Origin of the sequence: Corallococcus aberystwythensis (assembly GCF_003612165.1) — a bacterium.
GTDB lineage: Bacteria > Myxococcota > Myxococcia > Myxococcales > Myxococcaceae > Corallococcus > Corallococcus aberystwythensis.
The window spans coordinates 1-19,222 of record NZ_RAWK01000205.1 but is presented as its reverse complement, the minus strand read 5'-3'; the positions used below and the strand labels follow the sequence as shown (position 1 = coordinate 19,222).

Below are 19,222 nucleotides of genomic sequence, written 5' to 3'. Positions count from 1 at the left end.
GAGCGGGGCGGCCTGCTCGGAGTGGCGCACGTCGGGCGGGGGCTCCAGCCGGACGGCGTCCGCGCGCTCGCGGGCCTCCTCGGGGGAGGGCGCGTCCATCACCCACATCCCGGCCTCCACGCCGTTCTGCCCGGTGTGGGCGTCCTGGAGCCCGGCGAAGCCCTGGTCCTTGAGGGCCTGTTCGAAGGCGGCCTTCCCTTCCGGGGCGGGCGGGTGCTGCGCGGCGGCCTCCGCGTAGGCGGCGAAGAAGGCCCACAGCCGGGCCACCCGGTCCGACGACGGCAGCGACGCGGGCCGCACCTGCGCGGACAGCAGCGCCGCGTCCGAGGCGAAGCGCTTGCCCACCGCCAGCTGGCCCTCCAGGTCCTGGAGGTCGGAGGGGATGAGCGACTCCACGTCCAGCACGGGCCCGCGCGCCTCGCCCGCGCCCAGGTACGGGCTGGCGGCGGTGGGGACGGAGCCGGGCGTGCGGAAGCCGTCGCCGCCCTTGCGCCGGGGCGTGGGGGTGGCCGTGCCGGGGGACTCGAAGCCCGTGCCGGCGTCCGCGCGGGGTGCCCGCGTCGTCCCGCCGCCCCGGTCCGTCTGCGGGCCCCGGTTGGGAACGCCCACGCGGACCGACCGCGGGCCCACGTCCTGCGGGGTGCCGTCACCCTCTGGAGCAGCGCCGGTCTCCAGGCCTTCGCCGCCGGGGAGCCCCTGCTCGCCACCGGGCTCCAGGGGCGCGCCGCCATCTGCTTCCGGCGGAAGCCCCACGGGCGGAGCGCCGATGCGGGTGCGGTCGCCGGGCGAGGTGGTGGGGGTGGAGGTCTCCATCCCGTCATCCCGGAACGGAGTGGTTGGCGCCGACGGCGTGGACGCCGAGGGGCCACCGCCGGAGCGGGGCCCACCGGAGCCGGGAGGTCCCCCCGTGCGGGGGCCGCGGATGTCGCCGACGTTTCCCATCGGGTGGATTCTCTCACAACGAGAACCCGGAGTTGCATGGGGGGCTACTCCCCCTCGTGCTCCGCCTCCACGGGGGTCGTCATCCCGTTGGCATCCAGACGGATCCGGTACACGGCGTTGAGGCCGTCGCCGTCCGTGTCCGCGCGGGCGAAGCAGGACACCTCCGGCTCGCCCACGGGGCTCTCCTCCACCCGCACCTCGTACTGGAGGTGCACGGCGGGGCCGGGGTCGAAGCCGATGCGGTGGAAGTCCTCGTGGTCCTGCGGGAAGGGCACGGCCTCGCCGCGCTGGGGCACGGGGACGGGATAGGGCGCGATGGACACGTAGTCGCCGTGCTCGTCACGGAAGCCCTGCACCGCGTCGCACAGGGCCAGCACCTGGATGCGGGCCTCGTTGGCCACCTGCTCCGGCGACGCGGCCCCCGAGCCTTTCATCGCCGGGAGCCGGAGGATGAACAGGGCGGTGGCGGCCATCGCCGCGAACACGGTGACGGCGATGCCCAGGCGCACGCCGGTGTTGCGCGGGCGCGCGGGGCCGGGCGTGGGCTCCCCGGGCTGCCCGGGCTCCGGTGACGCGGACATCAGGCCCACTCCCGGGGATTGCGCAGCACCTCCACCAGCCGGGCCTCCGGCGTGCCGGGCTCCGGGTGGTAGTCGTAGCGCCAGCGCACGCGCGGCGGCAGCGACATGAGGATGGACTCCGTGCGCCCCTGCGTCTCCAGGCCGAAGATGGTGCCCCGGTCGTAGACGAGGTTGAACTCCACGTAGCGGCCCCGGCGCACCTCCTGCCAGAAGCGCTGCGCTTCCGTGACGGGCGTGTCCTTGTGCTTCTGCGCGATGGGCAGGTACGCGGGGATGAAGCTGTTGCCGCACGCCTGCACGAAGGCGAACTCGCGCTCCAGGTCGCCGCCCATGTTCTCGAAGAAGAGGCCGCCCACGCCGCGCGACTCGCCCCGGTGGCGCAGGTGGAAGTACGTGTCACACGCGGCCTTGAAGCGCGGGTAGTACGTGGGGTCGTGCGCGTCACACGCGGCCTTGTGCACGCGGTGGAAGTGGGCCGCGTCCTCGTCGTGCAGGTAGTACGGCGTCAGGTCCGCGCCGCCGCCGAACCACGCGCGCCCGCCCTGGTGGATGAAGCGGTAGTTGGCGTGCACGGTGGGCACGTGCGGGCTCTTCGGGTGCAGCACCAGCGACAGGCCCCCGGCCCAGAAGGTGCGGCCCTCGCCCTGGAGCTTCTTCGCGAAGGCCTCTTCCAGCTCGCCATGGACCATGGAGATGTTGACGCCCGCCTTCTCCAGGACGGCGCCCTCCTCCAGCACGCGGCTGCGTCCGCCGCCGCCGCCCGGGCGGGTCCACGCGTCCTCGCGGAAGCGGCCCTGGCCGTCCAGCGTCTCCAGCGCGCCACAGATGTCGTCCTGGAGCTTCTGGATGAAGGCGGCCATGCGCCCCTTCATGCCCTCCACGTCCACCGTCGCCGTCATGCCCGTTGTCTCCCTGTCGTGGGGTTGAACGGGCGGACACACTACTAGGGGCCCTGGGCGGACGGGGCCTCGAAGTCCACGGGGGGCGTGGATGGCGCCAGGTTGCCCGCTGCATCGAAGGCCTCGATGCGCGCGCGGTAGCTGCGCCCGTCCTCCAGCGAGAACGCCCCACCGCAGGCCTCATGGCCCAGATAAGCGGTGTTGCCCTGCACGGGCAGCAGGTACTGCTGCGGGGAAAGGCCCAGCCGGCGCGGCGACAGCTTCACCACCAGGAAGGCGGGGCTCTCCTCGCGCAGGGCCAGGTTGAGCTTCACGAAGCGCGCGATGCCCTGGGGCGAGCGGCGGATGAAGCCCTCCGACACCGCGGGGCGCTTCACCCACTTGGGCGCCTTGGCGTCCGGCCCCTTGCCGCTCAGCCATGACGGCTGCGCGCCCACCTGGCCGTTGAGGAGGGAAACGTTGGGGAGCACCTCCGTCAGGTTCAGGAAGTAGCGCTTGTCCGGCTGCATCGGCTCCGCCAGCTTGAGGATGACGGTGGCGCGGCCCAGGGAGCTCTCCCAGCCCTTGGTGACCTTGAGCTTCACCTCGTGGTCGGTGGAGACCAGCTTCAGGGGCTTGCCCACCAGTCCCAGCACCGGCGACTTCGCGGTGCCCACGCCCTCCAGGAGGAGGCGCATGTTGGTGGGGACGATGCCCCCGGGCGCGGGATACAGCTGCACGCCGTCCCCCGTGCATTGGGCGGAGGCGGTGGCGGCGGACAACAGGGCAGCGGCGAACACGAGGACTCGGAACACGATGCCGCGCAGTGTGCGCCGGGAATGGCCACCAGGGAAAGTCCCTGGAGACCCTCCCCTTCAGTGCCGGGGGCCTTCGTCCTCGCCCAGCACGATGGTGCCGAAGCGCGCTTCGTAGTGTTGCAGGTTGTCCTGGAGGACCTTCAGGAAGCGCTTGAGGTGGCGCGGGCTGGTGATGATGCGCGAGCGCACGCGGGCCAGGGGCTGCTGGGGCTGGACGTAGAGGAAGTCCATCACGAACTCCGAGTCCGTGTGGTTCACCAGGGCCAGGTTGCTGTACTGGCCATTGGACACCTCTTCGGTCATCTGCACCTGGAGCTGCACTTCAGGGGGCTTCGTCGGAGTGTCGGCCATGAGGCAGGCGGCATAGCGCCTGGGGCCCGTCGTGGCCAGTGTCCTCCCCGTGAGCACGCGCTGGCGGGACATCGACGGGGAGTCCACCGCGCCCTTCGCGCTCGGACGCGGTCCGGACGCCTGCCTGCTCCTGCATGGCTTCACCGGCAGCCCCTGGGAGGTGCGCCCGCTGGGAGAGGCGCTGGCGGCGCGGGGGATGCGCGTCGTGGCGCCCCGGCTTCCAGGGCACGGCACCACGCCGGAGGCGATGCTGGACGTGGGCTACCGCGACTGGCAGGCCTGCGCGGACGAGGCGCTGGCCTCGCTCTCCGGGTACCGCCGCGTGTTCGTCGCCGGACTGTCCATGGGTGCGCTCCTGGCGCTGCGGCTGGCCGCGCACCAACCGGAGGCGGTGCACGCGCTCGCGCTGGTGGCGCCCGCGGTGCGCTTCCGGGGCGCGCGCATGGCGCTGGTGCGCCAGCTGTGCCGCACGCCACTGCTCCAATGGACGACGCCGTGGGTGGACAAGGGCGGCACGGACATCTCCGATCCGGAGTCGCTGGCGCAGGCGCCGGTGCTGCCCGCGTTCCCGGTGGCCCGGCTGCGCGACCTGTGCACGCTCCAGGACCTGGCGGTGACGGACGCGGCCCGGGTGTGCTGTCCGGTGCTGGTGGCCTCCGCGGAGCAGGACCACGTGGTGGACCCGGAGGGTGGGCGCTGGCTGGCGCGGCGGATGACGGCCTCTCCGGAGGTGCGGCTCGTGGCCTATGCGGAGGGCTTCCACATCATCCCGCGCGACGTGTGCGGGGCCCGGCTGTCCCGGGAGGTGGGGGACTTCCTCCAGCCGTGGCGGCGTGAAGACGACTTCAGGAGCCGGCTTGATGGGCCGGTGCAAGACGCGCCACCGCCGTGAGCAGTTCCACCGCGTCGAGCGGCTTGGTGACGAAGGCGCTGAACCCCGCGCGCAGGGCCCGGTCGCGGTCCTCGCGGCGCGCGGCGGCGGTGACGGCGAGCGCGGGCACGCCGCCTCCGGATTCCCAGGGCAGCGCGCGCAGCCGGTACAGGAGTGAATAGCCATCCTCTCCGGCCAGCGTCACGTCCGTCACCAGCACCGTGGGCGGAGAGCGGCGCACCTCGTCCATGGCGTCGGTGACGTTGGTGGCGGTGAGCACGTGCGCGCCCACGCGGGTGAGCAGCACGGACATCCACTCGCGCGCGTCCGGTTGGCCATCCACCACCAGCACGCGCTGGCCCTCCAGCTCCGGGAAGCGCGGCAGTGTCAGGCCCTCCACGGGGCGCGGCTCGCGCGAGCAGCCCGAGGCCGTGCCCCTGCGCGTGCGGGGCAGCATGACGGTGAACGTGGCGCCCTTCCCCTCGCCCTCGCTGGTGGCCGTCACGGTGCCGCCGTGCAGCTCCACCAGGTGGCGCACGATGGACAGGCCCAGGCCCAGGCCTCCGTGCTGGCGGCTCACGCCGGTGTCCGCCTGCTGGAAGCGCTGGAAGAGGAACGGCAGGAATTCGGCCGGGATGCCCTCGCCGTCGTCGCGCACCACCAGCTCCGCGCCCTCGTCGCGCGTGCGCGCGGACACCGTCACGTGGCCGCCATGCGGGGTGAACTTGATGGCGTTGGCGAGCAGGTTCCACACCACCTGCTGCAACCGGTCCGGGTCGCCAAAGAGCGGCACGCCGTCCGCGTCCACGGAGACGTTGAGCGTCAGCTCACGCGCGAACGCCGTGGGCCTGACGGCATCCAGCGCCGCCTCCACCACGTGGCCCAGCTCCAGCGGCACCGGCTCCAGGCGCAAGCGGCCGCTGGCGATGCGGCTGATGTCGAGCAGGTCCTCGATGAGCTGTCTTTGCGCGCGCGCGTTGCGCTCGATGGCCTCCACCGCGCGCTGGCGTTTGTCCTCGCCCAGCAGGCCCTGCCGCAGCATCTGCGACCAGCCGAGGATGGACGTGAGCGGCGTGCGCAGCTCATGGGACACCGTGGCGAGGAACGCGTCCTTGGCGCGGCTGGCGGCCTCCGCGGCGCTGCGGGCCGCGCGCTCCTCGTCGTACAGCCGGGCGCGGTCCAGGGCCTGCGTGCACAGGCGGCCCACCGTCAGCAGGAAGGCGCGCTCCGCCGCGTCGAAGTCACGCGCATCCCCGAAGCCCAGGCCCAGCGCGCCGAACACGCGCCCGCCGCTCACCAGCGGCACCGCGGCCCACGCCGCCAGGGGGCGCTCGCGGGACAGCTGGGCGAGGCGCGGGTAGCGCGCCAGGCACTCCGCCCACGACCCCAGCGCGCAGGGCTCGTGCGTGCGTGTCACGTCCGTGAGGGGGCAGGTGCTGGAGACCTCGAAGCGCTGCCAGTCCTCCAGCTCACCGGGGGAGAAGCCATGCGCGGCGGCGCGTTCGAAGAGGTCCTGGGCCGCTCCCGTGGGCACCACCACCAGGCCGGTGAGGGCGCCCATCGCGAGGGCGCCTTCGCGCGCGGCCACCTCCACGACCTGCTCGGGCGTGAGCGCTTCGGAGAGCGCGGCGGTCATCGCCTGCAGGCGTTCGGTGCGCCACGCCGCGGTGGTCCACGCGGCGCGGCGGGTGCGCACGAGCTCCGTCACGTCCACCGCGAAGGCGAGCACGCCCTCCACCTCACCCTTCGTGTCGCGGCGCGGTAGCAGGGAGAGGTTGAAGTAGAGCTCCTCGTCATCGGGGCGTGCGCGGGCGGAGGCCTCGCGCAGGTGCAATGCCTCTCCATTCTTGAAGACGCGGTCCCAGGCGTCGTGCCAGCCGGGGCCTTCCAGCAACGGGCAGGCCTCGCGCAGCGGCAGGCCCACCTGCCCCCGCGTGTCGAGCAACGTCAGACGCGTGGAGGTGCTGAACTCGATGAGGTGGACGGGGCCGCGGTAGAGGCCAAAGAAGGCGGGGAGCTGCTGGAGCAGCTCATGCAGCCGCGGGGGCACGCCGCCGGGCGCCGCCACCCACCCGGCTTGGGCATCGTTCATGTGTGCAGCCCCCCCGTCCCCGGCGGAAGGCAGGGCCTTCGGCGAGAACAGGTGGCCATCAAACACCGGGACGTGCCGGATGGCACGAAAAGCAACTCAGCCAACCTGTCAGGTGTCGTGGGCTGAGCGCTCCCTGGCACTGCTGGCGTCCAGTAGCGGGCATCCGTCCGGGACAGGCGCGGAAACGCTCCCGGGCGCCGGGCATCGGCTATGTCGGATGCCCGGCATGCCTTCCTCTCCTCCTGATTCGCGGCCCCTCGTCGAACTGCGCGCCGTCACCAAGTCCTACGCGGAAGGCGATTCCGTGCGCGAGGTGCTCTCCGGCACATCGCTCGCCCTGCACCGGGGCGAGTTCGTGGTGCTGCTGGGCCGCAGTGGCTCCGGCAAGTCCACGCTGCTCAACCTCATCAGCGGCATCGACCAGGCGACGCACGGCGAAATCCTGGTGGAGGGGCGCGACCTGGGGCGCCTCCCGGAGCGCGACCGCACGCTGCTGCGACGCGAGCGCATCGGCTTCATCTTCCAGGCGTTCAACCTGCTGCCCACGCTGACGGTGGAGGAGAACGTGCGGCTGCCGCTGGAGCTGCTCGGACGCTCCAGCGCGGAGGCCAGCGCGCGGGCGCGGGAGCTGCTGGGACTGGTGGGGTTGGGTGCCCGTGGGAACAGCTTCCCGGACCGCCTCTCCGGCGGCGAGCAGCAGCGCGTGGCGGTGGCGCGGGCGCTGGCCCACTCCCCGCCGCTGCTGCTGGCGGACGAGCCCACGGGCAACCTGGATGAAGAGACAGGCGGCCAGGTGCTGGACCTGCTGGAGGGGCTCACGCGGCAGGGCAACGCGTGCGCGCTCATCGTCACGCACGAGCCGGCGATGGCCGCCCGAGCGGACCGCGTGCTGACCCTGGAGCACGGACGGCTGGTGGACCGCCCCGGCGGGCGCGGCCGGGGGACGACGCCATGAGGACGCTGCTCGCGCGCTCCAGCCTGCGGCACCTGGGCGGGCACCCGTGGCTCACGGCGCTGTCGCTGCTGGGCATCGCGATGGGCGTGGCGGTGGTGGTGTCCATCGACCTGGCGAGCGGCAGCGCGCTGCGCGCCTTCGAGCAGTCCACGGACGTCGTCGCGGGCCGCGCCACGCATCAAATCACCGGCGGCACGTCGGGCCTGCCGGAAGGTGTCTACACGGCGCTGAAGCTGCGGCCGGACGCCCCGGACGCGGCGCCCGTGGTGCAAGGCTTCGTGCAGGTGGAGGGCGGCAACCAGCGCACGCTGACGCTGCTGGGATTGGATCCGTTCGCGGAGGCCCCCTTCCGGGACTTCTCCACGGGCAGCGCGGTGGGCGACGTGGGCGCGCTGCTCACGCAGCCCGGCACGGTGGTGATGGGCGCGAAGACGGCGCGGACCCTGGGCGTGAAGGCCGGGGACACCTTGCCGGTGATGGTGACGGGACTGCGCCGGGAGCTGCGCGTGTCGGCCCTGCTGACACCGGGGCAGGAGACGACGGAGCGCGCGCTGGAGTCGCTGCTCATCTCGGACATCTCCACCGCGCAGGAGGTGCTGGGCCAGGAGGGCCGGCTGACGCGCGTGGACCTGCGCTTGAAGGGCGGAGAGGCGCAGGCGGCGACGCTGCGGGCCGCGCTGCCGCCGGGCGCGGAGCTGGTGCAGACGTCCGGGCGCGCGGGCACGGTGGAGCAGATGACGCGGGCGTTCCGCACCAACCTCACGGCGCTGTCACTGCTGGCGCTCGTGGTGGGGATGTTCCTCATCTACAACACGATGACGTTCTCCGTGGTGCAGCGGCGCGGGATGCTGGGCCGGCTGCGCGCGGTGGGCGTGACGCGCGGCGAGCTGTTCGCGCTGGTGCTGGGGGAGGCCCTGATGCTGGGCATCATCGGCACCGCGGCGGGGCTGCTCCTGGGCATCCTGATGGCCAGTGGTCTGGTGGGCCTCATCACCCGCACCATCAACGATTTGTATTTCGTGGTGAACGTGCGGCGTCTGGCCTTGGAGCCGTTCACGCTCTTCAAGGGGCTGAGCCTGGGCCTGGGCGCGACGGTGCTCGCGGCGCTGGTGCCCGCGTGGGAGGCGGCGCGAGCGGCACCAGTGACAGCGCTGCGGCGCTCGACGGTGGAGGACGTGTCGCGCAACCGGGCGCCCCGGCTGGCGGTGCTGGGGTTGATCATCCTGGCCGTCGCGGTGGCGGTGCTCGCGTGGCCCACGCAGGCCCTGTTCCCGGCGTACGCGGGGCTCTTCGCCGTGCTGTTGGGCAGCGCACTGCTGGTGCCCTGGGTGACGGAGAAGCTGACGGTGGCGGCGGCGCGGCCCCTGGGCGCGGTGTTCGGCCCGCTGGGGCGCATGGCGGCGCGAGGCGTGACGGCGAGCCTGTCACGCACGGCGGTGGCGCTGGCGGCGCTGATGGTCGCGGTGGCAACGACGGTGGGCGTGGGCCTGATGGTGTCCAGCTTCCGGGGCACGGTGGCGGCGTGGCTGGAGTCCGCGTTGCAGGCGGACGTGTTCGTGTCGCCGCCGTCGCTGGTGGCGCGGCGCGGGGACTCCTCGCTGGTGCCGGGGCTCGCGGAGAAGCTGCGGTCCACGCCGGGTGTCGAGGCGAGCGGCTCCATCCGGATCATCCACGTGCGCATCAACGACGTGGACACGGACCTGCTGGCGGTGGACTTCGCCAGGGGCCACGAGCGGACGTACCGCTTCAAGGAAGGGCGCGCGGAGGACGTATGGCGGCAGCTGGATGCGTCACCCGATGCGCTCATCGTGTCGGAGCCCTTCGCGTTCCACCGGAAGGTGCGCGCGGGCGACACGCTGCGGGTGGCCACGGACAAGGGGCCGCACGACTTCCGCGTGGCGGGCGTGTACTTCGACTATGGCTCGGACGTGGGGACGGTGCTGATGCCTCGCGCCACGTATGAACACTGGTACGAGGACCGGGGCGTGTCCGGCCTGTCCCTCTTCGCCGCGCCCGGACAGGACGTGGACGAACTGGTGGCCCGGGTGCGCGACCGCGCGGGCGGTGAGCAGGCCTTGAACGTGCGCGCGAACCGGGCGCTGCGGCAGGCGTCCATGGAGGTGTTCGACCGCACCTTCACCATCACGCAGGTGCTGCGATTGCTGGCCATTGGCGTCGCGTTCGTGGGCGTGCTGAGCGCTCTGATGTCCTTGCAGCTGGAGCGGGCGCGCGAGTTCGCGGTGCTGCGCGCGACGGGGCTCACGCCGGGGCAGCTGTGGGGCATGGTGTCGTTGCAGACGGGCCTGCTGGGCCTGCTCGCGGGGCTGTTCTCCGTCCCGCTGGGGCTGGCGTTGGCCTACGTGCTGGTGCACGTCATCAACCAACGCTCGTTCGGGTGGACGTTGCAGCTGGTGGTGGCACCCGGCGTGGTGGGACAGGCAGTGGTGCTGGCATTGGTGGCGGCGGCGCTCGCGGGGCTGTACCCGGCGTGGCGCATGGCGCGCGCGAACCCGGCCATGGCGCTGCGGGAGGAGTGAGGCATGGGGCGGGGACTCGTCATCGGAGTGGTGCTGGTACTCGCCGCGCTGGGCGTGGCGGTGGGCGTGGTGCTGCGGGACACGGAGGACGCGGGTTCCGCGAGCAGCAGCGGCATGACGGTCGCGTCCGCGATGGGAGGTAACGGAAGCCTGGAAGGCTACGCGCGCGCGATGGAGCCCCGGCCCTTCCACTTCCCGGAGGACCACGGTCCCCACCCCGACTTCCGCACCGAGTGGTGGTACTGGACGGGCAACCTGGAGACAGCGGACGGGCGCGCCTTCGGCTACCAGTTCACGCTGTTCCGCAGCGCGCTGTCGCCGGAGCAGCCCCAGCAGCGGGCGTCGGGCTGGAGCACACGGCAGGTGTTCATGGGGCACTTCACGTTGTCTGACGTGAGCGCCGGGCGCTTCCACGTCAGCGAGCGCTTCAGCCGTGCGGCGCAGGGGCTGGCGGGCGCGGATGGGGCGCCCTTCCATGTCTGGCTTCAGGACTGGGACGTGCGCAGCGAAGGCACGGGCGGCACGTGGCCCATGCACCTGCGCGCGCAGGGTGACGGGGTGACGCTGGAGCTCACGCTGGACGAAGGCAAGCCGCCGGTGCTCCAGGGTGACAAGGGCTTGAGCCAGAAGGGCGCGGAGCGGGGCAACGCGTCCTACTACTACTCCCTGTCGCGCATGCCTTCGCGGGGCACGGTGTCGGTGGACGGGCAGACGGTGCAGGTGAAGGGCGAGAGCTGGATGGACCGCGAGTGGAGCACCAGCGCGCTGAGCGGAGACCAGGTGGGCTGGGACTGGTTCGCGCTCCAGTTCACCGACGGCAGCGAGCTGATGCTCTACCAGCTGCGCAAGAAGGACGGGACGAAGGACGCGTTCAGCGCGGGCACGTACGTCCCCACGACGGGCGAGGCCGTGCACCTGACCGCCGACGACATGCAGTTGGAGCCGCGAGGCACCTGGAAGAGTCCTCGCGGCGGCGAGTACCCGGCGGGCTGGCGCATCCAGGTACCGAAGGTGTCCCTGAGCCTCACCGTGACGCCGAAGCTCCCGGACCAGGAGCTCCCGGTGCTGGTGCGCTACTGGGAGGGCGCGGTGACCGTGGACGGCACGCGCGAGGGCAAGCCCGTGCAGGGACGCGGCTACCTGGAGATGACCGGGTACGCGGATGCCCCCCGGGACGAGCAGACGGTCCGCAGCCGCACGCCGTGAGTCAGCCCCGGGCGCCCCGCCCTATCTGGAGGTCGTAGGCCTCGCGCAGGTACGGGCGCAGCACGTAGAACGTCTCGTGGCTGGGGTTGAGCACGCTCAGCCAGAACATCCGCGCATGGACCGGGTGCGGCAGGAGCACGTCCAGGGCCGTGAAGTCGACGTTCGAGCCGGGCTCCGGGAACAGCTTGTGGAAGCTGTCCTTGCCCACGCACAGGTTCAGCCGGAACACGCCCGGGCGGTCCAGCTTCGAGTGGTGGTCGAGCTCCGTGTCCCGCGTGACGATGGTGGCGAAGGGGTGCTGCCGCTCGTCTCCCGCGAAGAAGAAGACGTCCGGCGTCCGCGCATCCATGTGCACGTCCTTGAACGCATCCCGGATGTATGCCGCCAAGGCTTCGAAACTGATGGCTCCTGTCATGGCGCCCTCCTTCGAGTCGTACCGGAGTCGCTCTACCACGCGCGGAAACAGCCGGTCATGCTCCTCTCCCAGTCTTTGGGGGAGTCCAAGCCATGCCATTCCCGGACGCGTCCGCGGTTGCCTCACGCCTGCTGTTGGGCCTGACCCTCGTGCTGGGGCCGGGCACCACGGCGTGTGGCGGTGAAGACGATGACGGGCTGCACTGTGTGGTGGGCAGTCCCCAGTACCAGACGGACCTGTACTTCGGCCGGAGCCGCCCGGGCAACGAGCCCGTCAGCGAGGCCGAGTTCCAGGCCTTCGTGGACACGGCCGTCACGCCCCGCTTCAGGGAGGGGCTGACGGTGTACGACGCCAACGGGCAGTACCAGTTGGAGAGCGGCGAGGTGGTGCAGGAGCGGACCAAGGTCATGGTGTTGCTGCACGACGGCAGCGCGGCGCGCTCGGCGGACGTCGACACCATCCGCGAGGAATACAAGAGTCAGTTCAACCAGGAGTCGGTGCTGCGCATCGACTCCCAGCCCTGCGTCGCGTTCTAGGCCGCGAGGCGCTCCCGGAGCGCCGCGGCGCCACCGCGCTCCAGCCATGCATCGAACGTGAGCAGGCCCGGGGCCAGCCGCCGCAGCGCCGGGATGTCCGCGCTTCCGTCCAACCCCCCCGCATCGATCATCTTCACAAGCTTGCGCAGCATCGGGATTGCCTCGAGCACCTCCGGCGAGAACCGGGCGTAGGAGATGGACGTCCCGGTGGCCCGGCTGATCTTCTCCGCGAGCTGGTCGCCGGTGAGCGAATCCCCCGCCATCTCCAGCGTGGTCCCCACGTAGGTGCGCGGATCCGCGAACACGCGCGCCGTCAGCACGCCGATGTCCTCCGCCGCGATGAACTGCATGGGCTGGTCCGGACGCATGAAGAACTGGAGCCCACGCGGGGTCAGGCCGAAGTCCGGCACCAGCAACAGCTCGAAGAAGGTCCCCGGCCGCACGATGGTCGCACGGAGGCCGCTCTCCCGGACGTGCTCCTCGATGCGCCACTTGCTCTCGAAGTGGCCCACACCCGAGCCGGGACGCAGCCCCAGCACGGACGTGTAGACGAAGTGCTGGACCCCCGCGGCCTTCGCCGCGTCCGCGATGGAGGTGCCGAAGCGGACCTCGTCGTCGTCCGTGAGGCCGTAGTGCACCTGTGGCGAGGCCGGCTGGATGCTGAAGACGCCGTACGCCCCCGCGACCGCACGGTCGAGCGACGCGCGGTCCCCCATGTCCCCGCGCACCAGCTCCACGCCCGCCGCTTCAAGCTCCCGGGCCTTCGCGCTCGACGGGTCGCGCACGAGCGCACGGACCCGCCAGCCGTCCTTCAGCAATGCCCGCGCCGTCGCGCCTCCCTGCTGTCCTGTCGCGCCCAGCACCAATACGGTCTCGCTCTTCGTCGTCATCCGGTCCTGCCTTTCACTTACTAAACGGAGGGTTGCTCCGGTTGAATACGGAGCTATCCTCCGTTTTTCAAGTGAAGGCGAAGCACTCCCAGAATCCGCCGGTGGAGGACACGAAGGGCGGAGCCCTGCGCGCGGATGCGCGGCGCAACCGGGAGCGGCTGCTCGTGGCGGCGCATGCCGTGTTCTCCGAGCGGGGCGCGGACGCGTCACTCAATGACGTGGCGAAGCGGGCGGAGGTCGGCATTGGCACGCTCTATCGCCACTTCGAGTCGCGGGAGGCGCTCCTCGCCGCGACGTGTGACGAACACCTCCTGACGCTCGCGAAGAAGAGCCGCGAACGCTCGGAGGCCCTGCCCGCGCTTGAAGCGCTGCGCCTCTTCCTGACGGAGCTCGTGCACTCCGCGGGCCTGTACAAGGGGCTCGCCGCGTCGCTGGGCATCGTGCTCAAGAACCACACCGCGGGCTGTGACGCGACGACGGCCGAGGGCCAGCGCTTGCTGGAAGCCGCCCAGCGCGAGGGCGAGGTGCGAAGCGACATCCGCCTGGATGACGTGGTGTGCATGGCGATGGCCATCTCCCTCGCCGCCGCGGAGGACGCCTCGGACCCCAAGCGCGTCCCCCGCCTCACCGGGATGTTCTTCGACGGGCTGCGCTCCCGCACCGAGCCCCGCGGCGCGCGGCAACGCTGACAGTCATTCACCCGCCGGGGTGCACAGGGGCCTGGCCAGGCCCGCGGGCAGCAAGCCGTCCCCACGGATGAGAAGGCGAGAGTCCTGCGGGGCTCCCCGTCGGCGGCGAGCAACATGAACTGGTCCGACTGTCGGACCAGTTGGGCGAGCGCGGCGCCGGAGCGGGCGTCCTCCGGGTCCATCCGGGCCGCATGAACCCGTCCGACTGTCGGACCGGTTGGGGCGTGTCAGGGGGAAGGTGTACAGCATGGATGCCCGGAGGCTTAGATGCCGGTCCCATGAACGTCCTCGTCACCGGGGCCACCGGCCTCATCGGCAACGCCATTGCCCATCGGCTCGTGAAGCAGGGCGCTGCCGTCCGCGCGCTCGTGCGAGACCTGGCCCGCGCCTCGAAGCTGCTCCCACCTTCCGTGCGGCTCATCCAGGGTGACGTCACCTCCCCCGGCACCCTGCCCGCCGCGATGCAGGACGTGGAGCTCGTGTTCCACGCCGCGGGCATGCCGGAGCAGTGGCACCGGGACGACTCCATCTTCGACCGCGTGAACCGCGAGGGCAGCGTCAACGTCCTGTCCGCCGCGCACGCCGCGAAGGTGCGCCGCGTGGTCTACACGTCCACCATGGATGTCTTCGCCGCGCCCCGAGGCGGCGAGCTGACCGAAGCCCACATCGATCCGCACCCCAAGCCCACCGTCTATGAGCGCTCCAAGCAGGAAGCCGAGCGCGCCGTGGAGGCCATCCGCCAGCAGGGCCTGGACGTCGTCTTCGTCAACCCGTCCGCCGTCTACGGCCCCAGCCCAGTGCACGTGGGCCTCAACTCCTTCTTCATCCAGCTGCTCAACAAGAAGGCCCCGCTGCTGCCGCCGGGCGGCATGTCCGTGGTCCACGTGGACGGCTGCACCGACGTGCACCTCGCCGCCGCCGAACGCGGCGCCAACGGCGAGCGCTACCTCGTCTCCGACCAGTACGTCAGCAACGCGGACCTCGCGCTCGCCATCCACGGGGCCGCCGGAGCCGGCAAGCCGCCCGCCGTGGCGCCCGTGTTCCTGATGGAGGCCCTGGCCCGCGTGTCCGCGCCGCTCGCGCGGGTGTTCCCCTTCACGCCGCTCGTCGCGCCCGGCCAGCTGTCCTTCATGCGCTGGGAGGCCCGCGTGAACGCGGCCAAGGCCCAGCGCGAGCTGGCCTTCCGCCCCACCCCGCTCGCGGACGGCGTGGCCCGCACCGTGGCCTTCCTGCGCGAGCAGGGGCTCGTTCCGCGCGCCTGAAGAAGAACATGGGGGTCCGTCCCACAGGGATGACGGACCCCCACGCGTGCTGCTGCCTGCTACCGGACACAATCTGGCGACGTCAGACAAGGCAGGGAACCGGGTGGGCCACGCCTCACCCTGCCGTGGCTTTCGTTCGATGGGCAGGCAGCCCTTGTCCGAACATCCCAGCCCAGGCATCCGGATCCGTCCCGCCTCCGTAGCGCTCCGCACCGCGTGCACAGGCCCGCCCGCCTGCCCTGCGGCCCGGGACTCGGGCTACCGCGAGCCTTGTTCGACACGGGGTGTCGACACGCGACGTGAGGCCCACCTTTCAACGCACACGCGTTCTTCACGGGTCCGATCCCCGTGAAGGACGCTCGGGCCCCTCACCACGGAGTGACACCATGGCTTTGCTGACGACCCTGCTGAGCGCGTTTGGCGCTTCTCGCCGTAGCGGCTTCACCGGAGGTGGTTGGAACCGGGGACGCAGCGCCTATGGCCGCCGTCCCATTGGCTACGGATACCGGGGCCGCCAGTCCACCGGCGCGGGCGGGTCGCTGGGCCGGATGGTCCTCGCGGGTCTGGGCGCCTACGGCCTGCGCCGCTTCATGAACAGCCGCTCGCGGCCGGCGGGCTACTGAGAGTCGGGCCGCCATGCGCGGGAGCGCCGGGAAGTACCGTGGACTTCCCCCGGCAAGGCGCACCGCCATGGCACCCCCACTCGGGCACGGGAGTGTTCCACGGACACCTCCCGGTGCCTGACATCCCGCACGCTCCGTCCGTGCGGGCGCCTCCGCTTGGAGTAGGGTCCCCTCTTCCGTGTCCGGCCACTGGCCGACGAAAGAGGCTCCGCACGCATGGCGAAGGCGAAATACGTCCTGGCCCTGGACCAGGGCACCACGGGGACCCACGTCTCCATCCTCGACACCCGGTTGCAGGTGGTGGGCCGCTCCTACAAGGAACTGCCCCAGCACTTCCCCAAGCCGTCGTGGGTGGAGCACGACCTGATCGACATCTGGAACAGCAGTGAGTGGTGCATCGCCCGCGCCCTCAAGGACGCCGGCCTCACCGGCAGCGACATCGCCGTGGTGGGCATCACCAACCAGCGGGAGACGACGGGCCTCTGGGACCGCGAAACCTCCGAGCCCCTGGCGCGCGCCATCGTCTGGCAGGACCGCCGCACCGCGGACATCTGTCAGCGGCTCAAGGCGCAAGGGGTGGAGCCCCGCGTGCGCGAGGTGACGGGCCTGGTGCTGGACCCCTACTTCTCCGGCACCAAGCTCACCTGGCTCTTCCAGCACCTGAAGGGCGCGAAGAAGCGCGCCGAGCGCGGCGACGTGTGCTTCGGCACCATGGACTCCTGGCTCGTCCACAAGCTCACGGGCGGCGCCGCCCACGTCACGGACGTGTCCAACGCCAGCCGCACGCTGCTCATGGACCTGCGCACCCTCAACTGGGACGACGAGCTGTGTTCGCTCCTGGGCGTGCCGCGCGCGTGTCTGCCGGAGATTCGCGGCAACGCGGAGGTGTACGGCACCACGCGCGGCATGCGCAGCCTGCCGGACGGCATCCTCGTCGCGGGCATGGCGGGGGACCAGCAGGCGGCCCTCTTCGGGCAGGCGTGCTTCAACCCCGGTGAATCCAAGTGCACCTACGGCACCGGCGCCTTCCTCCTCATGAACACCGGCACCCAGCCGGTGCGCTCCACCGCGGGGCTGCTCACCACCGTGGCGTGGAAGCTGGGCAACACCACGCACTACGCGCTGGAGGGCAGCTCCTTCATCGCGGGCGCCGCGGTGCAGTGGCTGCGTGACGGGCTCAAGGTCATCAAGAAGGCCCCGGACGTGGAGGCGCTGGCCGCCAGCGTGAAGGACTCCGGCGACGTCGTCTTCGTCCCGGCGCTCGCGGGCCTGGGCGCGCCGCACTGGCGCCCGGAGGCGCGCGGCCTGTTCGCCGGCATCGACCGCTCCACCACCGTGGCGCACCTGGCGCGCGCGACGCTGGAGGGCGTGGCCCTTCAAATCCACGACCTGGCGGAGGCCATGCGCCGCGACAGCGGGCGGGACATCCCCGTCTTCAAGGCGGACGGCGGCGCCGCGGCCAACAACCTGCTCATGCAGTACCAGGCGGACCTGCTGGGCGTGCCGGTGGTCCGCCCGCGCAACCTGGAGACCACGGCCCTGGGCGCGGCCTTCCTGGGCGGCCTGGGCGCGGGCGTGTGGACCAGCCCGGACGCCATCCGCCGCGCGTGGAAGGCGGACCGGACCTTCAAGCCGAAGATGAAGCCGGAGGTGCGCGCGCGCCACCTGGAAAAGTGGAAGCAGGCGGTTTCGCGAGCGTGAAATGAAACAAAGAAGCCCGGCGCCCCGGACGCGCCGGGGCTTCCATCGGGCGGGGGAGCGGGTAGAACGGCCGCCATGGCCTACGACCGCACGTTGCTCTCCCCGGATGCGCTCCAGACCTTCCTCGCCCAGCACCCCGCCTGGAAGCATGAGGGCGGGATGATCCGCCGCACCTATGAAGCACCCTCGTTCCTGGAGGGCATCGCCTTCGTGGAGCGCGTGGGCAAGGCGGCGGAGGCCGCGGACCACCACCCGGACATCGACATCCGGTGGCGCAAGGTGACGCTGGCGCTGGTGACGCACGACGCGGGCGGCCTCACGGCCCGCGACACCGCCCTGGCGGCGGAAGCGGACCGCCTGTTCACCGAAGGGGCCTCGGTCCGGTGATTCACGGCGTGCGCGGTACCCTGGCGGCCCTGGTGTGCGCGGCATGTCTCACCGCGCTCCCGGCCTCCGCCCAGGACGACATCCCCACGGAGCCCCGTCCGGAGCGGCTGTACTTCAACTCCGGCGCGCTCCTGGGTTCAGCGCGCATGGTGGGCCTGGGCGGTGCCTATGTGGGCATCGCCGAGGGCGCCGCGGGCGTGTCCAGCAACCTCTCCGCCCTGGCCCAGCGCAGCCCTTCGCTGGAGCGCGACTGGGACCTGGGCGTCACCCTGTCCTGGCTGGACCTGCCCTTCACCGGCACCAAGCGCCGGGACGTGGACAACGACGGCCTGGCCGACGAATCCGTGGACAGCCGGCAGCTGCTGGGCGCGCTGATGTTGCAATACAAGCGCTTCGGCATCGGCTTCCTGTGGCGCAACAGCCGCACGGGCTACTGCCTCACCCTGGGCTGCCGGGGCGAGGGCGAGAAGCTGCGCGTCTCCCTCACCCAGTCCACGCTCGCGGGCTCCATCGCCTTTGGCCAGGACGACTTCATCCTGTCGCTGGGCATCTTCTCCGCGCAGGCCAGCTTCAGTGAGCTGGGCGACGAGTCCTGGCGCTACGGCGACACCGGCGTGGCGGTGGACATGCTCTTCCGTCCGCACGGGCGGCCCTACCGCATTGGCGTGGCGGTGCGGCCGGAGGTGGTGGCGGGCTGGCGCCGCGATGACGAGCAGAGCCCCTTCATCGCGGGCCGGCGGATCTACGCGGCCGTGGTGTCACCCGCGGTGCTGTCCCTGGGCGCCAGCTGGCGGCTGGGCGAAGGCGCGCACCGCTACAACCGGCTGTCCCCCGCCGCCCGGCGGCAGCTCCAGGTGGACGGGGACGCACTGCCGGTGCCGGAGGAGGAGGCCCGCGACGCACTGGCCGGCCGGTGGCTCATCACCGCGCAGGTGGACCTCATCTCCAGCGTGAGCAACGCGGTGGCGTCGCGCTCGTTCGCCACCACCGCGGAGCCGGAGTTCGTGGGCGACACCGCCACCTTCCAGCCGCGCCTGGGCGCGGAATGGGACACCTTCCCCGGCCTCCTGCGCCTGCGCGCGGGCACGTGGCTGGAGCCGTCCCCCTTCCGGGACAGGAACCCCCGGCCGCACCTCACCGGCGGCTTCGAGCTGTTCGTGCTGCGCTACTGGGAGGACTGGGCCATCACCGCGTCGTTCGACCTGGCGAGCCGCTACTCCAACTGGGGCGTCTCCATCGGCTTCTGGCGGTAGTGTCTGACTTTGATCGCCGGGTGGGTAACGCGAGGGCCTTCATGGGTGCTCGCGTCGCCCGGCCACGGCGCCCGGAACCCCATCCACACCGCCCCGCAGCGGGCGGCCGAGCAACCTTCCGCGTCGCATTTGCCGGTGTGTGATGGCGTGCGAACCCTGCCGGAGACGGAGGGGGTTCCATGTCTCTGGGGCGGGGTTGGCGCCGGACTGTCGTGAGTGCGACGGTGCTGGGTTT

Annotated in this window: 19 protein-coding genes; 11 read left to right on the top strand and 8 right to left on the bottom strand. The window is 71.8% G+C overall.

Annotated elements, in window-relative coordinates; genetic code table 11:
• The 5 genes from D7W81_RS28750 to D7W81_RS28730 all read right to left on the bottom strand — a co-directional run.
• Positions 1-813: hypothetical protein (locus D7W81_RS28750; RefSeq protein WP_120558591.1), on the bottom strand; the 813-nt coding region annotated here is incomplete at its 3' end.
• Between the two features lie 173 nt (positions 814-986).
• A complete protein-coding gene (locus tag D7W81_RS28745) occupies positions 987-1,523 on the bottom strand; it encodes a hypothetical protein (RefSeq protein ID WP_120558595.1) in 537 nt (178 codons plus the stop codon).
• A complete protein-coding gene (hemF, locus tag D7W81_RS28740) occupies positions 1,523-2,422 on the bottom strand; it encodes an oxygen-dependent coproporphyrinogen oxidase (RefSeq protein ID WP_120558590.1) in 900 nt (299 codons plus the stop codon). Before hemF ends, D7W81_RS28745 begins: the two co-directional genes overlap by 1 nt.
• Positions 2,423-2,466: 44 nt before the next feature.
• Positions 2,467-3,219 carry a hypothetical protein gene (locus D7W81_RS28735; protein ID WP_120558589.1) on the bottom strand — a complete coding sequence of 251 codons (753 nt, stop codon included), beginning with the start codon at positions 3,217-3,219 and terminating at the stop codon, positions 2,467-2,469.
• 57 nt (positions 3,220-3,276) lie between these two features.
• Positions 3,277-3,570: a DUF3467 domain-containing protein gene (locus D7W81_RS28730; RefSeq protein ID WP_120558588.1), complete on the bottom strand. Its 294-nt coding sequence runs from the start codon at positions 3,568-3,570 to the stop codon at positions 3,277-3,279.
• Positions 3,571-3,640: 70 nt separating this feature from the next.
• On the opposite strand from D7W81_RS28730, the gene D7W81_RS28725 reads away from it, so the two are divergent.
• Positions 3,641-4,462, top strand: a complete 822-nt coding sequence (locus D7W81_RS28725; RefSeq protein WP_120558594.1) for an alpha/beta hydrolase — start codon at positions 3,641-3,643, stop codon at positions 4,460-4,462.
• On the opposite strand, the gene D7W81_RS28720 is transcribed toward D7W81_RS28725, so the two are convergent.
• Positions 4,416-6,533: a hybrid sensor histidine kinase/response regulator gene (locus tag D7W81_RS28720; RefSeq protein WP_120558587.1), complete on the bottom strand. Its 2,118-nt coding sequence runs from the start codon at positions 6,531-6,533 to the stop codon at positions 4,416-4,418. The two genes, D7W81_RS28725 and D7W81_RS28720, sit on opposite strands and share 47 nt — an antisense overlap.
• A 226-nt stretch (positions 6,534-6,759) precedes the next feature.
• Between D7W81_RS28720 and D7W81_RS28715 the strand changes: the two genes are divergently transcribed.
• Genes D7W81_RS28715 through D7W81_RS28705 form a run of 3 tightly spaced genes read left to right on the top strand, consistent with a single transcriptional unit; the run spans position 6,760 to position 11,231 of the window.
• Positions 6,760-7,488, top strand: a complete 729-nt coding sequence (locus tag D7W81_RS28715) for an ABC transporter ATP-binding protein (protein ID WP_120558593.1) — start codon at positions 6,760-6,762, stop codon at positions 7,486-7,488.
• Positions 7,485-10,025, top strand: coding sequence for an FtsX-like permease family protein (locus D7W81_RS28710; protein ID WP_120558586.1), 2,541 nt, complete (start codon positions 7,485-7,487; stop codon positions 10,023-10,025). Before D7W81_RS28715 ends, D7W81_RS28710 begins: the two co-directional genes overlap by 4 nt.
• A gap of 3 nt (positions 10,026-10,028) precedes the next feature.
• The gene (locus D7W81_RS28705) at positions 10,029-11,231 is read left to right on the top strand and encodes a lipocalin-like domain-containing protein (protein ID WP_120558585.1); all 1,203 of its coding nucleotides are present in this window, start codon (positions 10,029-10,031) and stop codon (positions 11,229-11,231) included.
• 1 nt (position 11,232) lies between these two features.
• Here the strand turns inward: D7W81_RS28705 and D7W81_RS28700 are convergent, their stop codons facing one another.
• Entirely contained in the window at positions 11,233-11,646 is a 414-nt protein-coding gene (locus tag D7W81_RS28700; protein WP_208721486.1) for a DUF6194 family protein, read from the bottom strand.
• A 92-nt stretch (positions 11,647-11,738) separates the two neighbouring features.
• On the opposite strand from D7W81_RS28700, the gene D7W81_RS28695 reads away from it, so the two are divergent.
• A complete protein-coding gene (locus D7W81_RS28695) occupies positions 11,739-12,182 on the top strand; it encodes a DUF3574 domain-containing protein (protein ID WP_120558584.1) in 444 nt (147 codons plus the stop codon).
• Here D7W81_RS28695 and D7W81_RS28690 read toward each other — a convergent pair.
• Entirely contained in the window at positions 12,179-13,072 is an 894-nt protein-coding gene (locus tag D7W81_RS28690; RefSeq protein ID WP_120558583.1) for an NmrA/HSCARG family protein, read from the bottom strand. The two genes, D7W81_RS28695 and D7W81_RS28690, sit on opposite strands and share 4 nt — an antisense overlap.
• A gap of 71 nt (positions 13,073-13,143) precedes the next feature.
• Here D7W81_RS28690 and D7W81_RS28685 point away from each other — a divergent pair, with 71 nt between their 5' ends.
• The 6 genes from D7W81_RS28685 (at position 13,144) to D7W81_RS28660 (ending at position 18,987) form a co-directional block, all read left to right on the top strand.
• Entirely contained in the window at positions 13,144-13,761 is a 618-nt protein-coding gene (locus D7W81_RS28685) for a TetR/AcrR family transcriptional regulator (protein WP_120558582.1), read from the top strand.
• 278 nt (positions 13,762-14,039) lie between these two features.
• Positions 14,040-15,023: an SDR family NAD(P)-dependent oxidoreductase gene (locus D7W81_RS28680; protein ID WP_158621708.1), complete on the top strand. Its 984-nt coding sequence runs from the start codon at positions 14,040-14,042 to the stop codon at positions 15,021-15,023.
• Positions 15,024-15,409: 386 nt separating this feature from the next.
• Positions 15,410-15,646 carry a hypothetical protein gene (locus tag D7W81_RS28675; protein WP_120558580.1) on the top strand — a complete coding sequence of 79 codons (237 nt, stop codon included), beginning with the start codon at positions 15,410-15,412 and terminating at the stop codon, positions 15,644-15,646.
• A 216-nt stretch (positions 15,647-15,862) separates the two neighbouring features.
• Positions 15,863-17,347 (top strand): glycerol kinase GlpK, encoded by a 1,485-nt coding sequence (glpK, locus tag D7W81_RS28670; RefSeq protein WP_120558579.1) that lies wholly within the window; start codon positions 15,863-15,865, stop codon positions 17,345-17,347.
• Between the two features lie 75 nt (positions 17,348-17,422).
• Positions 17,423-17,734 carry a 4a-hydroxytetrahydrobiopterin dehydratase gene (locus tag D7W81_RS28665; protein ID WP_120558578.1) on the top strand — a complete coding sequence of 104 codons (312 nt, stop codon included), beginning with the start codon at positions 17,423-17,425 and terminating at the stop codon, positions 17,732-17,734.
• 8 nt (positions 17,735-17,742) lie between these two features.
• A complete protein-coding gene (locus D7W81_RS28660) occupies positions 17,743-18,987 on the top strand; it encodes a hypothetical protein (RefSeq protein ID WP_244227491.1) in 1,245 nt (414 codons plus the stop codon).
• Positions 18,988-19,222: the final 235 nt, after the last annotated feature.

Coding starts and splice junctions, on each gene's coding strand:
- D7W81_RS28700 (WP_208721486.1), bottom strand. CDS start 11,646: ATGACAGGAGCCATCAGTTTCGAAGCCTTGGCGGCATACATCCGGGAT.
- D7W81_RS28745 (WP_120558595.1), bottom strand. CDS start 1,523: ATGTCCGCGTCACCGGAGCCCGGGCAGCCCGGGGAGCCCACGCCCGGC.
- D7W81_RS28695 (WP_120558584.1), top strand. CDS start 11,739: ATGCCATTCCCGGACGCGTCCGCGGTTGCCTCACGCCTGCTGTTGGGC.
- D7W81_RS28675 (WP_120558580.1), top strand. CDS start 15,410: ATGGCTTTGCTGACGACCCTGCTGAGCGCGTTTGGCGCTTCTCGCCGT.
- D7W81_RS28665 (WP_120558578.1), top strand. CDS start 17,423: ATGGCCTACGACCGCACGTTGCTCTCCCCGGATGCGCTCCAGACCTTC.
- D7W81_RS28730 (WP_120558588.1), bottom strand. CDS start 3,570: ATGGCCGACACTCCGACGAAGCCCCCTGAAGTGCAGCTCCAGGTGCAG.
- D7W81_RS28690 (WP_120558583.1), bottom strand. CDS start 13,072: ATGACGACGAAGAGCGAGACCGTATTGGTGCTGGGCGCGACAGGACAG.
- D7W81_RS28680 (WP_158621708.1), top strand. CDS start 14,040: ATGAACGTCCTCGTCACCGGGGCCACCGGCCTCATCGGCAACGCCATT.
- D7W81_RS28710 (WP_120558586.1), top strand. CDS start 7,485: ATGAGGACGCTGCTCGCGCGCTCCAGCCTGCGGCACCTGGGCGGGCAC.
- D7W81_RS28720 (WP_120558587.1), bottom strand. CDS start 6,533: ATGAACGATGCCCAAGCCGGGTGGGTGGCGGCGCCCGGCGGCGTGCCC.
- D7W81_RS28715 (WP_120558593.1), top strand. CDS start 6,760: ATGCCTTCCTCTCCTCCTGATTCGCGGCCCCTCGTCGAACTGCGCGCC.
- glpK (WP_120558579.1), top strand. CDS start 15,863: ATGGCGAAGGCGAAATACGTCCTGGCCCTGGACCAGGGCACCACGGGG.
- D7W81_RS28705 (WP_120558585.1), top strand. CDS start 10,029: ATGGGGCGGGGACTCGTCATCGGAGTGGTGCTGGTACTCGCCGCGCTG.
- hemF (WP_120558590.1), bottom strand. CDS start 2,422: ATGACGGCGACGGTGGACGTGGAGGGCATGAAGGGGCGCATGGCCGCC.